The 14,791-nt window shown below is 34.2% G+C and carries 10 protein-coding genes; 3 read left to right on the top strand and 7 right to left on the bottom strand.

Translation table 11 applies throughout. The features are described from left to right. From rfaE2 to WC644_11250, 4 genes are read right to left on the bottom strand one after another with little or no spacing between them, the layout of a single operon-like run. Complete coding sequence (gene rfaE2, locus WC644_11265) at positions 1-453, bottom strand: D-glycero-beta-D-manno-heptose 1-phosphate adenylyltransferase (protein MFA5012515.1); 453 nt, start codon at positions 451-453, stop codon at positions 1-3. 1 nt (position 454) lies between these two features. Then, complete coding sequence (rfaE1, locus tag WC644_11260; GenBank protein ID MFA5012514.1) at positions 455-1,453, bottom strand: D-glycero-beta-D-manno-heptose-7-phosphate kinase; 999 nt, start codon at positions 1,451-1,453, stop codon at positions 455-457. A gap of 47 nt (positions 1,454-1,500) precedes the next feature. After that, positions 1,501-3,774: a glycosyltransferase family 39 protein gene (locus WC644_11255; protein ID MFA5012513.1), complete on the bottom strand. Its 2,274-nt coding sequence runs from the start codon at positions 3,772-3,774 to the stop codon at positions 1,501-1,503. 15 nt (positions 3,775-3,789) lie between these two features. Beyond that, positions 3,790-4,995, bottom strand: coding sequence for a HAMP domain-containing sensor histidine kinase (locus WC644_11250; protein ID MFA5012512.1), 1,206 nt, complete (start codon positions 4,993-4,995; stop codon positions 3,790-3,792). Between the two features lie 113 nt (positions 4,996-5,108). On the opposite strand from WC644_11250, the gene WC644_11245 reads away from it, so the two are divergent. From WC644_11245 to WC644_11235, 3 genes are read left to right on the top strand one after another with little or no spacing between them, the layout of a single operon-like run. Continuing rightward, complete coding sequence (locus WC644_11245) at positions 5,109-6,065, top strand: iron ABC transporter permease (GenBank protein ID MFA5012511.1); 957 nt, start codon at positions 5,109-5,111, stop codon at positions 6,063-6,065. Continuing rightward, on the top strand, positions 6,065-7,444 hold the full coding sequence (gene mnmE, locus WC644_11240) for a tRNA uridine-5-carboxymethylaminomethyl(34) synthesis GTPase MnmE (protein MFA5012510.1): 1,380 nt from the start codon (positions 6,065-6,067) through the stop codon (positions 7,442-7,444). The genes WC644_11245 and mnmE overlap by 1 nt, the downstream gene beginning before the upstream one ends. 55 nt (positions 7,445-7,499) lie before the next feature. Further along, the gene (locus WC644_11235; protein MFA5012509.1) at positions 7,500-9,263 is read left to right on the top strand and encodes a DUF4153 domain-containing protein; all 1,764 of its coding nucleotides are present in this window, start codon (positions 7,500-7,502) and stop codon (positions 9,261-9,263) included. Positions 9,264-9,318: 55 nt separating this feature from the next. Here WC644_11235 and WC644_11230 read toward each other — a convergent pair whose 3' ends face one another. The 3 genes from WC644_11230 to WC644_11220 form a co-directional block, all read right to left on the bottom strand. Continuing rightward, positions 9,319-11,244 (bottom strand): M1 family aminopeptidase, encoded by a 1,926-nt coding sequence (locus tag WC644_11230; protein MFA5012508.1) that lies wholly within the window; start codon positions 11,242-11,244, stop codon positions 9,319-9,321. A 775-nt stretch (positions 11,245-12,019) separates the two neighbouring features. Beyond that, positions 12,020-13,930 carry a M1 family aminopeptidase gene (locus tag WC644_11225; GenBank protein MFA5012507.1) on the bottom strand — a complete coding sequence of 637 codons (1,911 nt, stop codon included), beginning with the start codon at positions 13,928-13,930 and terminating at the stop codon, positions 12,020-12,022. 72 nt (positions 13,931-14,002) lie between these two features. Beyond that, complete coding sequence (locus WC644_11220; GenBank protein MFA5012506.1) at positions 14,003-14,785, bottom strand: hypothetical protein; 783 nt, start codon at positions 14,783-14,785, stop codon at positions 14,003-14,005. Positions 14,786-14,791 lie beyond the last annotated feature (6 nt).

Genomic DNA, 14,791 nt, shown 5'->3' with positions numbered 1-14,791 from the left:
TCAATCTTTCCGTATCTTATCAATAATGTTTGATGTTGAATAGGAATCAACATATTTCAAACTGTAAACCTTACCTCCGTAATTTTTAACTACGTCTGAACCAACAATCATATTTTCTTTCCAGTCTCCTCCTTTAACAAGAATGTCAGGTCTTACTGCTTTAATTAGATTATAAGGTGTATCTTCATTGAATACTATTACAGCATCAACACATTTTATATTACTCAGTACAAATGCTCTGTCTGCTTCAATGTTTATCGGTCTTCCTTCACCTTTAATCTTTCTAACAGATTCATCTGAATTCAGGCCTACTAACAAATATTTTCCGAGTGATTTGGCCTGATTTAAGTATTCAACATGTCCCCTGTGAATAATATCAAAACAACCATTTGTAAAGACCAAATCATTTATACTTTCTCTTATTACTAAATAATCTTTTAACGTGAAAATCATTTTAGTTTTTGAATTCTGATATTAGAAGGTTTAGCAGATTTTCTTTTTGTATAGGAACAATACCTACTTCCTCTACAACTATTCCCGCTGCAATATTTGAAATATACACAGATTCATGTACTTCAGCCCCACCCGCAAGACAAAATGCAATGGTTGAAATTACAGTATCCCCCGCTCCTGAAACGTCAGCAACCTTTCTAGCTCTTGTTTTAATCGAATCTATAGTTACTTTCCCTTTTTTCTTCTGATAAATTCTCATTCCGTGCTCACCAAGAGTTAAAACAACATTCTCGCAACTTAATCTGTCAAGTAGCGAAATGACCATATCGTCAAGATCTTCCGGCGACTTTGACTTTCTTCCGAATGCATCTTCAATTTCTTTCCTATTAGGTTTAAAAATAAAAGATTTTTTAAACTCAAAAAAATTTTCAAACTTAGGATCAACAAGAACTCTCTTCCCCTTGATGTTAGCTGTATCGATAATCCTCTTAATAACAGATTTTGTAAGAACACCTTTATTGTAATCCTGAAGAATAATAAGGTCTATTTCTTCAATGACTGAATTCATTTTATCAATGATTCTTGTCTCAGTTTTTTTATCAATATCATCTTTTGATTCACTATCAATTCTTATCAAATGATGTGAATCGGATATAACTCTTGTTTTACACGTTGTGGGTCTTTTGTTATCTACAATAAGACCATCGGTATTTTGCCCGGACTCCAACATAGTACTTCTTAGCAAATCACCCATTTCATCATCACCTATAACACCAATAAGATATGGATTTGCTCCAAGAGATTTTACGTTTAAACACACGTTAGATGAACCGCCAAGTTTATTTTCAACCTTTTTAAGGTCAAAAACCTGTACAGGGGCTTCCGGCGAAATCCTGTTTACATCTCCGAACATGTATCTGTCCAGCATAACATCACCGATAATGCAAATCTTGCTGTTCTCAGCATTTTCGAATAGTTTCTTGATATATTTTTTGTTCATTTATTAAAATAAGGCTAAAATAAAGGTTTTTCAATGTATATTGAAGATTAGAAATAGTTGAATACAAAGTTTAGGAAGTGATCAGCCTGATGTCTTTGAGAGAAGAAAACCTGCAATCCGTTTCTTGTGATTATTCTGTAAAATGCAGCACCATCAGTACCGACAAGTTTATCCAGATTAGTGTTTGGGAAAAATGCAATAATGTTGCCAATCACATAATTATTAGTAGATGTAATTTTTTGAGTATCAGTATTCTTCTGACGGAATTTGATACTATCAGTAATAGAAGTTTTTGAAGTATCACTCAGTTTTATTTCTGGTTTAAACAGACTATCACCTTTGTAAAGAATTAGTGGTCTCTTCCTTTTTGCATCGTAAACCTTTAGTGAAAGATTATAGACTCCGCTTTCAAAAGGCGATGATACATACTTTTTTGAGTAATAAATCAGGGCAAATGGTTTTATGACGATTATATTCTTTACCTCGTTGAATGCAAGCAGGTCTTCGATATTTCTTTCAGAGAATATCCTTTTACTTTCAGTATAAACAAGCGAGTCATTGTCTTCTCTCCTTATTTCGATAACAGAGTTATATCTATTGAATTCATAGTCATCGTAGTTTATACTATCAAGAATATTTTTTGAGGTTGATGCCCATTTTATTGAAACTGTCTGAGGATTAAAACCAAAATTCGTATTATCCAGAACAACTTCTTTTATTGCAATCGTTTTGTTAAAATTTAAAGTGTTCTGATATTTTTTGAGGTCAATTATTTTATCAGCTAGAACGGTAATGCTTGAGTCATTAATATTTGATTCAAGGTTTCTTATATAGAATATTTTGTAATCGCCGATTTCTTCGTTCTTAAAGTTAAGTTTCTTTAATTTGTCGGCATAGCTGTCACTTTTAACGATTGCAAGTGATATCTTATTTTTCTCAAGATATGATTTTATGTCGAGAATGTTAATTTCTTCATTTGATAATCTGCTTTTTTTGCTTTTCTTACTCTCTTCATTTTTCAAGACAGGGAAATTCCCAAATATAAATTTGGAAGGGTGGTTAGAAATTGTCTGTACTGCAAATACATCATAATAACCTTCAATCTCTTCAAAATAAACGCTTTCCTCATTCCTGATATAATTCTTTTCAATTCGGTCGCGTATTAATCTTCCGGCTTCGTATGTATCCTCTCTGAAAGGATTTGGATAGTTAAAACTCCATACTATATTACCTGCAATTATCAATGTTAACAATGTTGCTGCGATCCATTTTCTAAAGCTAAAAATCTGCCAAACTGCCATGGGAATAAAAAGCATAGCGTTAATAACTATGTACCGGGATATCATATTTGTTCCGCCTGTACCTAATAAACCCTGCAACATCAAAAGTACAAGTTGTGCAATATTAAAAAATGCAAGAATACTAAGCAGGGATATATTATCTTTCTTCTTAATGAATCCCCGGATACATTCATAGGAGATTTTGATGGCAAAAAAAGAGGTGATGGGCGCAATGTAAAAAATAAAAATCGGATATTGTATGAATTTCTGAAGTACTTTTATACCTCCATAATCCTCGAATATTTTATTTGTTTCAGAGGCAAAATAAGTAAAGCTCCCGTAATCAACATAATTTTGAATTAACCACCATACAATTGTTGAAAGTGAAGAAACAGAGATTATTAAAGGAACATAATATTTTCGTTCATTTTTCTTCATCACAATTTCAATGTAGAACACATAAATAACGAACACTATGCTAAACAACCAGCCCTCATACCTAAACATATTTCCAAACATGAACATAATCGATGCAAGAATTAAATCTTTTAATCTGCCATTATTCTTTTTGTACATCAGTGCGTAATAAATCCCGGCAATAATAAAGAAAAAATGTATGGATTCGGGCAATCCTGAAAGGCTTAACCATACCTGAAATGGAAATAGTGTAAAAATCAGAGTTGATAAAATTGCCGTTTTTTTATCGAATACAAACAAAGATATTTTATAAAAATAATTTACTGTTGCAGATGAGAAAATTACATTTGTCAATGTAGCAGCAAGAAACAAGTCTTTCACAAAAAGCATAACAATTCCGTTTATCCAGAAATGAGGAGTCAGCCAAACACCTGAGTTAATTATTGGGTTTTCAATCCATTCAAAAGATTTTACAGTTCTGCAGTAATCATCAGATGATAACCATTTATAACCGGAATTTACTATCAATATCTGAAATGCAAGTTTTATTATAATTAAAATTGCCAGAATCAGATATTCTCTTTCAATAATAATACTGTATATATGCCTTATAGCCTTATTCAAATGAATCTGTTTTAGCTATTTATTCAGCTTAATTCTAAAAGTTGTTCCTTTTTCAATAACAGAATCCAGTAATACAAGTTTCCCCTGATGATAATCATCGACAATCCTCTTGGATAGACTAAGACCCAAACCCCATCCTCTTCTTTTTGTAGAATATCCGGGTCGGAAAATATCCTTTTTGAATTTTTTATCAATACCCTTTCCATTATCGCTGATATCTATAATAACATCATTATCCTTTTCCCGAAGGTCGAACTTAATTAGTCCGTGTTCTTTATCCATAGCATCCAGAGCATTTTTTAGCAGGTTCTCAATAACCCATTCAAACAAATCCCTATTAAGACTAATGTATATCTCAGATGAAATGTTTAGTTCTATATTAACCTTTTTTGAGACGGTACCATCAGCACCATGAAGCCTTGGTATTCTCTTCTCGAAATATTTACATACATCTTTTATTAACTCTGATATATTTTCTTTCTCAAGTTTCGGTTGAGAACCGATTTTTGAAAATCTTGATGCTATCTTGTTGAGCTTCTCGACATCGCTTTCTGTTTCATCTATTATCTTCTTAAATTCCTCCGACTCCGGTTTTGTATTCTTCAACAGCTCAACCCAGCCCATCAATGATGAGATAGGTGTACCTAACTGATGAGCTGTTTCTTTCGAAAGTCCAACCCAAATACTGCTTTGCTCATGTTTTTTAACGTAAGAAAATCCGAAATATCCCAGTAGTATGAATAGTCCACCTATTAAAAACTCGTAGAACGGCAATAGTTTTAATTCCGTAATCAGAGTTGATTCACCGTAATTAACGTAGTTTAAGACAACAGAATCCCTGTAAGTAACTTTAATCGGAGCGTCCTTGTTTTTCATGTCATCTGCCTGACTAAGCAGAATTTGTTGAATTTGCTTTTTCGGTAAAGTTGTGTCTATATCTATATTTTTATAAAAGTTGACAACTTTATATTCCCTGTCAGTTGCAATAATAGGGAAATCAATCTGAGTAATAATCTCATTAAAAATAAAACCATATTCTCCAGTGGAGCTTTGGTCGTTAGCTATGTATTCCAGAGATTTTGCATAAAGTCCGGCAATCATTGCTTCTCTTTTCTGTATTCTCTCAACAAGAAGCTGAGTATAATATAAAATACCAAGGGCAATAATAACCGCACTTAATACAAGTACTATTTTTAATTTAAACGAACCTAATTTATACATTACTAATTATGCTCTCCTTTATTAATATAGATATACTTATTTTTAACAAAAATATCTAAATATATCACAATTTGAACCGTAATTTAAAGATATTGTTTATATTATTTTTCCTGTTGATTATATCTTTTATTGTATCAATTTCAGTGGGAAGCGTATATGTTAATCCAGGAATACTCTTTTCGGAACCGGATGAAGCAGAAACGCTCAAAAATATTCTGTATAATATACGAATTCCAAGGACACTGAATGCATTCTTTGTCGGCGCATCTCTCAGCTGTTCGGGCATTGTTTTACAGTCTTTATTAAGAAACAATCTTGCTGAACCCGGGCTGCTTGGTATTTCTGCGGGTGCGGGCTTAGGAGCAATACTATTCTTTATATTATCCGCATCTACTTTTTATTTAATAACTCCTGTATCTTTTTTATCAGCAATACTTACAACACTTTTAATCTTTCAGATATCAAAAGGACTCAAAGGTAAATATACAAATTTTCTTTCTTCTAATAAAATCATACTGGCAGGAATTGCGATAAATGCTCTACTATCTGCAATAAATGGTTTCCTGTTAATTTATTCCGGAAAATCTTTAACGTACATAATTTATTGGCTGAGCGGAGGACTTTCAGGAAAGGGATGGATTGAATTTTATTCAACTTCTCCAATTATCTTTGCGGGACTTTTAATCTCGGTTTTATTCTCGAAAGAATACAACGTTCTTTCGCTCGGAAATGAACTGTCCATATCATTGGGTTTAAACACAAAAAGGCTTCAATATTCTTCAATCATTTTATCCTCGATCCTTGCAGCATCAGCAGTTTCGATAGCAGGAATTATTTCATTTGTAGGGTTGATAGTACCAAATATTTCCAAGTTGCTTCTGGGCTCTGATCATCGGTACTCCATTCCGGGAAGTATTTTAGTAGGAGGCATTTTTCTCCTTATATCAGATACAATCTCAAGGATAATTATATCACCATCCGAGATTCCTGTTGGAATAGTAACATCATTTATTGGAGCCCCCATTTTCATCTGGTTAATTTTTAAAAATACAAACAAAGGGATAAACTGATGATTAACCTGTATGACACAATATGCGCAATTTCGACCCCGATAGGCGAAGGCGGTATTTCTGTTATCAGAATTTCAGGAACTGATTCGTTCAAAATTGTACAAAATATTTTCTCAAAATCGAGGGAAAAGTCTAAGGCTTTAAATATTTCGGAAACAAAATCCCATACTGTTCACTTCGGATATCTTTTTGATGAAAATAAACTTATTGACGAAGTATTAGTTTCAATATTTAAATCGCCAAACTCTTACACGGGGGAGGACGTCATAGAAATCTCCGCTCATGGAGGGGTTTTTGTAACACGAAAAATTCTGAGTCTTATTATTAAGCAAGGAGCAAGGCACGCAGAACCCGGAGAGTTTTCAAAACGGGCTTTTCTTAATGGCAAAATAGACCTTTCACAAGCCGAAGCGGTTGCAGACCTAATCAAATCAAAAACTGAAGAGGCTCATAAATCATCTTTAGAACAACTTGAAGGCTCTCTATCAGCATACGTTAAGCAAATAAGAGAAGATTTAATAAATGTTACAGCACTTGTTGAGCTTGAACTTGATTTTGCGGAAGAAGATTTAGAATTTGCACAAAAAGATGAAGTAAAGAATAAGGCTCTTCGGATTATTAATGACTTAAAAGAAATTGTAAACTCTTACATTAAAGGGAAAGTAATAAGAGATGGAATTAACGTTGTAATTGCTGGTAAACCAAACAGCGGAAAATCGTCTTTGTTTAATTCTCTTCTCAAAACTGAGCGTGCTATTGTGAGTGAAATTTCGGGGACAACGAGGGATTATCTGGAAGAAAATCTTATAATTGATGGTATTCTTTTTAATCTTACTGATACTGCAGGATTGCGCTCGACGGCTGATATTATTGAGCACGAGGGTATTAAAAGAAGTTTTTCGAGAATTAACGATGCTGACCTTGTTATTTATTTAGTGGATTCCTCGAACAGTAAAAGTGAAAGAGAGCATTCCGTTAAATTTTTTAACGAACAAATAAAGTCTAATAATAAGCTACTTGTATTCACAAAAAAGGATTTAGCAGGGAACAGCGTACCTGATACAGCAGTGGCTGTTTCCATTTCCGATAACGAATCATTATCGAAACTTAAAAAAGAGATGGTACGTATGATAAAGGAAAATGAATCAGGTATTAAATCCGAGATAATAGTTATCACAAACATAAGGCATAAAATATGTCTTGAGAAAACGATTGAATCTCTTGATAATTTGGTTAAGTCAATAGAAAAGAAAATGTCAGGTGAGTTTTTATCAATTGATTTAAGGAATGCATTAAGTCATCTCGGTGAAATAACAGGTTCTGTTACAAATGACGACATATTAACCTATGTATTCTCAAAATTTTGCATAGGTAAGTAAATTACGCTTTATATCGATACCGTAATTAATTTTATTAATTAACATACATTAATCTATGAAATTACCATCCCTTGATGTTCTAATAAGTCAGGCAAAAGAAACAGCTTCAAGATTTCCGATTGCCATACTGATGTCAATTCTTGGTTCATTTACGTTAATAAGAATTATTGATTTTGCACCAATTGATTATCAAGGACAGTTCTTGTGGAATTTAGTTATGACTTTTTCTCTCGGGCTGCCTTTGTTTATTGCCTTTTCACTAATTGCAGAAAGCACGGGCATTGAGAAAGTAAAGAAATATTTGTTACAGTTAATACCTATTGCTTTTCTGTTAGTTTATTTCTTTACTCTTTCAGACCAAATGGATTTTTATGATATCGGAAGATATATTCTATTATCAATAGCGTTTCATTTGCTGGTTTCATTTGCTCCGTTCATTTTTACAAAAGACAAATCGCAACTTGATTTCTGGAATTTTAATCAGACAGTTTTCCTGCGGTTTATACTTTCAGGACTCTACACGTTTGTACTTTATGGAGGTTTGGCAATAGCTTTGCTTTCATTTGATAAACTTTTTGAGATGAATATAGACGGGAAAAGATACGGACAACTTTTATTCTTCATAGTAGGAATATTCAACACATGGTTTTTCTGTTCGGGAATACCAAAACCGGAGGATATGAAGTCGGAAGCTTTTCCGAAAGGACTCAAAATCTTTACTCAATACGTATTGCTGCCGATTATTGTAATTTATGTTTTGATTCTATACTTGTATTTATTTAAGATTATATTCAGCTGGAATCTGCCTGTTGGATGGGTTTCGTATCTTGTTATCGGATTTTCGACAGCAGGAATATTCTCTCTCCTGCTGATTTATCCGCTTGTTAAAAGCAAAGAGATAAAGTGGGTAAAGATATTCTCGAGAATTTTCTTTATATCTTTAATTCCGCAGATTGTATTGTTATTTCTTGCGATATCAGTAAGAACTACTGATTATGGTATGACTGAAAGGAGGTATTATGTTTTTGTTCTTGCCTTCTGGCTTTCAGTAACGACAATATACTATATAATTACAAATTTTAAGAATATAAAATACATACCTATTTCTCTTTCCATAATTGCGGTTCTAACTTCAGTTGGACCCTGGAGCGCTTTTAATATGTCGTTAAACAGTCAGATTAGCAGGCTTGAAGAAATTCTGAACAAAAATTCAATCCTTGTTAACGAAAGAATTATTCCTGCAACGAAAGATATACAACAGGAAGAGATTCAGGACGTTAATTCAATAATGAGCTTTTTACTCGAACGGAATAAGATTAATGAAATCCAACCGTGGTTTACTGAGAATCTTGATTCGCTTGAGGATTACAAGAAAGTCACTGAGGCAGTTTATCATAATAAAACAGAACAAATAATGCAGATGATGGGTTTGAAAACCGATAATGTAAATAATTTAATAAAGAAGAGATTTGTTTCCGCAAGAACAACGGGGGCGAGCGAGATAAATGTACAGGGATTTGATAGATTTAGTCTATTTGAAAGCCAGAAGAAAGATTCTTTGTCTGCGATAAAATCTTATTATGATTTTGAAAATAATGACATAATTGTTTATAATAATACCGATACGATTAAATTTCCGATAAAGTACATCACAGACTCATTACATTCGGAGCGTCCTCCGCTTCAGAGTATGACGATGAATAATTACTTTAAGGATATGCACGTTAGGATTATAGTGACGGGGATTGATTTTAACCGCGAAGAAAACGGAATTAAAGTAACATACCTGAGAGCATATATTTTAACGAAGAAATTATAGAAATAAAAAAGGGCAGAATGCTTATATTCTGCCCTTTATAATAATATTATTAATTTTATTTAATTAACGTCATCTTTTTCACTTCGCTAAAATCGCCTGCCTGAATTTTATAGTAATACACGCCAGAGGCAAGATTCATACCATTGAATGATGATGTGTATCTTCCTGCCTGCTTGAATTCATTGATAACAACGGATACTTCTTTACCAGAGACATCAAAGACAGTAATTTTTACGTTTGAATTTTTAGGAATATCGTAATTAATGTTTGTTACAGGATTGAATGGATTTGGATAGTTCTGATGTAAAACAAATTTATCGGGAATAATCGTTGAGTTTTCATCTGTATTAACTAATAGGGTTGCGGACTTGATAACAATTTCATTATGAGGGTCGAATGTAACACTGGTCGGTTGACGGTAAAAATAGAAAGAGAATAACTGATTGTTAACATTGTTCATTACTTTTACTATTGTATCAGAGCCAGTAGAGAATGCAAATTTAATCATAATCGGAATTGGGAAGAATCCTGCATTTGTCTGAGTCTGCTTAGCAAGGAAATTAACTCTGTATTGACCGCCGCCGAGATTAACGATGTTATAACCATTCTGGTAAACAGGGTGATTTGGCTGATAAAGCCATGCATTATAGAACCATGTAAGGTCCTGCCCGGTCTCTGCGGACATCTTAGCAAAGAAATCAGGAATGGTAGCATTCTTAAATTTGAAGTTCACGGTATCTGTAGCATAAGCTTTTATTCCTTTGAAGAAAAGAGAATCGCCCAATGTATAACGCAAGAGATGCACGATTGTAGATCCTTTACAATAAGTAATTGCATAATTAAACAAGGTGTTTGAATTCGGAGTAGTTACGTCCCAATCGGGAACCGAACAAGCCCAGCCCGGATTTTGCGACAGATAAGTATTTGCGTCTGAATTAATCATGTTCTTATAAGAAGTATAACCACCTGTACGTTCAGCCCAGTACGATTCATTCCAAGTAGCAAAACCTTCATTAAGCCAGATGTTAGACCAACTAGCACAAGTAATCAGATCACCGAACCATTGGTGTGCATATTCATGAAGAGTAGTATTTTCATTCCAGGAGTTGATAGTAGTTAAAGTTTGATTCTCCATACCACCCCATGTAAAACCAGCACTGTTAGGAACATAGCAGAAGCCGTTTTTTTCAAAAGGCATTTCACCAAAAGCATTAGACATATAAGTTGTGGCTGTTGGCAAAATAGCAGCGATAGCTGAACTATTAGCAGTACTTGGAGAGTACAGCCTTAAAGGAATACTATCCGAAGGATGTGAAGGCGGATGCCAGTAAACAATGTTTAAAGTATAGCCGGTTTTTGAAGTCATAACAACTAAATAGGTAGAGACAGGATCTCTTGAAATCCAGTGATAGAATAAAGAATCGCCAGTAATAGTTGAATCATTCAATCTTCCATTACTACCTAATCTAACCTGAAGTGAGAGGGGAACTTTAGCTGTAATATCAACTGTAGCTTTATCAGATGGTCTATCCCAGCACGGGAACCAACCTCGTGCACCTTCAGGTTCAGCGTCAGTAAACACATAACCAGAAGAACCGCTATTGTAGAAAGAAGCGTCGGTGACGTTTAAATGCCTATAATTAATTTTTATATCAACTACCTCGCCGACATTATAAGTTCTATCTAAATTAACCGTAAGAATATTGGAAGTATGAGTGAAAGTTAAAGCAGTACCGTTCACAAGTCTTATGGAATCAATAGCCAGAGAAGTATTTGTAGCATTTAGTTTAATATTATTTAAAGTTGAATCAACCTTAAATGTAATTATATTTGATGCATTGAAAGCCTTTGTGTACGGGCTAAAATAACAATTATAAAGATCGACATTGAGTTTGTAATTCAAGACATCGTATGAATGCCTTGGTGTATTCGGGGAATCCTGAAATAAGTTTTCCGGATGAGTTATTTTGGATTTTTTCATTGAGCAAATTTCAGAACCTCTTTTACTCTCATCTTGAGAGAAACTTAAATTTAGTAAAACCAAGAAGGTAACTAAAGTGAGAACTAATTTTTTCATTTTATAAATTAAAATTGGGTATAATCAAGTAATATTGCAAAACTGACTTTAATATTAAAGTGGAAAAACAATGATATATTTGCTAATTTTTTATTGTAGAGCAGTAATTCGCTGAATCTGCGGAAGAGACGAATCATAAGAATTGAAGTAGTTTTGTATGAAGAAATACGAGGTATACCTTATTTATTTAGGGAACTAAATTGAGGGAATTAGTGTTTAAAATTAGAGCAGAAAACTTGATTTTTTATGTTAAGGTTTATGAATTTTAGAAGATTGAGAATGATGATGGATTACAGACTAAGGGAATTATAAAAATGGGCAGAAATTAAGTTTAATCGCAGTTTCACCGCATTACAACCGCAGTATCACCGCACTGCAACCGCAAATCAACCGCATTATAACCGCAAATTCACCGCACTTTATCCGTATTAATAGGTCGATGTTCGGGGGAGGTATTCTTGACAATGAGGTATTATGTAAATTAGTGTAAATGACAGAAAATTGCATTTCATCGATAATTTTCAGTGTTTTGACATATTTGACAAAATATTGAATTATCTGGTTGAGAGATATTCTAAAGGTTAATTTATAGCGACTGTTTTAATAGAGGAAAGGTACAATGCAGAGTTAGGAAACAAATTTTATATTATGCGGGAATGGGAAAAAGCAGTATGGATGGTTACCGAATGAAAACCATTTTTTTGGAGTCGGATAAATTGCCTGAGACGAGTTTATAAAAATAAACACCAGAGGCAAGATTTTGGGGAGAGAAGGAAATACTGTAAGTGCCAGGGTACTGTTTTTGGCTGACTAATTTTGTGACTTCCCTGCCAATTAAATCATAAACAATAATACTCACCGCGCCGAATTCTTTAATCATATATTTAATTTTTGTTTCGGGATTGAACGGGTTAGGATAATTTTGAAACAATTGAAAGCCAATAGGCTCGATGGGGTCATCGCCTTTTTTATCTTTAAGAATTTTATTGTCAGGGTCGAAGGTTATTGATTTAGGTTCAGATGAGACGGTAAATAAAAACTCCTGAACCTGAGCGTTGTTAAAAACTGTGAAAGTAGTATCGGTGTTATTCAAAGATATTTTTATATCGACGGGCATAGTAAAATAAGGAGGATTTGTGTTTTGCTTTTGAGATATGTTCACATTAACATCATACGTTCCCTGATTATTTTTACTTTTATTCCAATTAATACTATACATTGGATAATTTTCTCCGTATATCCATTCCTGGAAGAAGTAATTAAGATTTCTACCGCTAACACTTTCTGCAACTCTCTGTAAGTCCTCCGTGACTGCGGTATTATAAGCGAGTGCGGGGTCGTTGATATAAGACTTCAGAATGTTAAAGAAAACACTATCGCCAGTGATACCTCGAAGCATGTGAACAACCATAGCACCTTTGGAGTAGGTTCTGTTAGAATTAAAAATTTCGTTTACGTTATCCGTATTCAGCAGATATAAAGAGCCTACGGCTTTTTTTGCATTTGACATCTTAGTTCTAATAATAGCATCGTATTCTTCTTTACCGTTAAAGTGTTCAGCAAAAAGTGCTTCTGAATAAGTTGCAAACCCTTCGTTCAGCCAGATGTTGTTGAAGTTCCGGCAGGTGACCTTATCACCAAACCACTGATGCGCCAGTTCATGAGCAATGATTCCCTGATTAAAAACGCCCATTGATGAGATAGTCTGATGCTCCATACCACCTCCCCATCCGAATTGTGCATGACCGTACTTTTCCTGTATGAAAGGGTATTGCGAATATCTGTTAGAAAAGAAATCAAGCATATCGGGAGTTTTATCGAGCTCCGTCATTACGCTGTTTAGAGTACCAGGATAGACGTAGTGATTAATGACCATTGAATCGTTTAATCCATACTTGTAGTAATTATCGTATCGTTCGTAGTTTGTTACTGTGATAGAGATAAGATAATTTGCGATGGGGTATCTGCTTTTCCATTTGAAAGTTTTAGTATTATCGGGGTTTATGACTGTTTCATACAGCAAACCGTTAGAAACACCTAAAAGATTTGAAGCACAGGTAATCCAAACTTCAGATGAGTCTGCTTTGTCAGAGGGAGTGTTTTTGTTCGGGAACCAATCGCTTGCACCAAACGGCTCGCTCAAAGACCAGATAAGGGGGAAAGAATTCTGTGATGAAAAGACGAAGCTTCCAAACCCGGAACCCGGCGGTAAACCTTTATAATATATTTTTACATCGAATAGAGATGTGCTTTGTGAGAAGTTTATATTTAGTATATCGTTTGAATGAGTGAAACCGCTTACCAATGCGCCTGTAACAGAATCAATGAACATAGCATTGCTGAGATTAAGAAACAGCGAGCTGCCGGCAGTATTGAAAACGCCGCTGACCTGCACGGCTCCATACAGAAAGTTCGGGTTTGTAGTGACGCGAAGATTAAGGTTATAATATTTTACGTCGAAAGAAGAATCATAAACGGCGGAATCCTGCATGTTGAAAGAAGTTTTGCCCTTACTGCATAAATCATCGGAATAGGCGTATGCAAATGCTGCAAACAATAAGATTGATAATATGTAAAACTTGGCTTTCATATAAACTAAAATAATGATGCTACGATTAAAATTCCAGAAAGAAATACTACTGCGATTTAGTTCTACGGAACTTTAGAGACTTATTGTTATAAGTTTTGCAAATGTAATTGGTTTCTTATCAATTGTCTTATCGGGCTCTGTGTAAATAAATGGCGATGAGAAACTGAAACCATTAGAATTCAGGTTTAATACAGACTTCGGTTCATCATACACCCGTTTTGGATATCGGGTTGTGTTAAGTCCAACCATAGCACCTGCTGTTGGCATCAAGAAACTTAAAATTGCAATTATCCACCCAAAGGTTCTATTCCCCTTTTTTTCGCCAGAGTCATTTCCTACATTATTTGCAAGTGCGATTCCTCCAAATTCCAGCCCAACACCAAGAAAGCTTCCGAGTAAAGTGAAACCGAAATTTGCACCGACCTTTTTATTGGTGCCAGCAATCCAGACGCCTCCCGCTGTTGCAAGAACCTGGATGGATACTAACAATGATATGAATGCAACTTCATTAAACACCGAAGATCTACCACTGCTACCACCACCCACATCGAATTTTATATTGAATAAAGGAACACCAACAACTATATATAAAAAAGTTGCTGCACCTCCAAAACCAACGCCCGAAAGGGCTTCCGTGATAATATTATCAGCAGAAATTGGTTCGAGTTCGAGCGGTTTATATTTCAGTGTAGAATCGAGAAGATTTTTTGATTTATCAATTTCGGATAATCTTAATTTATCGGGAATTTGATTATTCGATTTTGATATATACTGTGAATATGACGGAGAATACTGTCCTATAAAAAGATTTACTAACAGCCCAATAACTAAAGATATTACTGATTTTCTTATCATAAAGAA

The sequence above is a fragment of the Ignavibacteria bacterium genome, assembly GCA_041649015.1.
GTDB lineage: Bacteria > Bacteroidota > Ignavibacteria > Tepidaquicellales > Tepidaquicellaceae > CAIKZJ01.
The sequence above is the reverse complement of the archived record's forward strand: the minus strand, read 5'-3'. Positions and strand labels throughout refer to the sequence as shown.

Bases quoted from the DNA above. Each gene is read 5' to 3' on its own strand.
- WC644_11230 (MFA5012508.1), bottom strand. From the start codon at position 11,244: ATGAAAAAATCCAAAATAACTCATCCGGAAAACTTATTTCAGGATTCC.
- WC644_11250 (MFA5012512.1), bottom strand. From the start codon at position 4,995: ATGTATAAATTAGGTTCGTTTAAATTAAAAATAGTACTTGTATTAAGT.
- WC644_11225 (MFA5012507.1), bottom strand. From the start codon at position 13,930: ATGAAAGCCAAGTTTTACATATTATCAATCTTATTGTTTGCAGCATTT.
- rfaE1 (MFA5012514.1), bottom strand. From the start codon at position 1,453: ATGAACAAAAAATATATCAAGAAACTATTCGAAAATGCTGAGAACAGC.
- WC644_11235 (MFA5012509.1), top strand. From the start codon at position 7,500: ATGAAATTACCATCCCTTGATGTTCTAATAAGTCAGGCAAAAGAAACA.
- WC644_11220 (MFA5012506.1), bottom strand. From the start codon at position 14,785: ATGATAAGAAAATCAGTAATATCTTTAGTTATTGGGCTGTTAGTAAAT.
- mnmE (MFA5012510.1), top strand. From the start codon at position 6,065: ATGATTAACCTGTATGACACAATATGCGCAATTTCGACCCCGATAGGC.
- rfaE2 (MFA5012515.1), bottom strand. From the start codon at position 453: ATGATTTTCACGTTAAAAGATTATTTAGTAATAAGAGAAAGTATAAAT.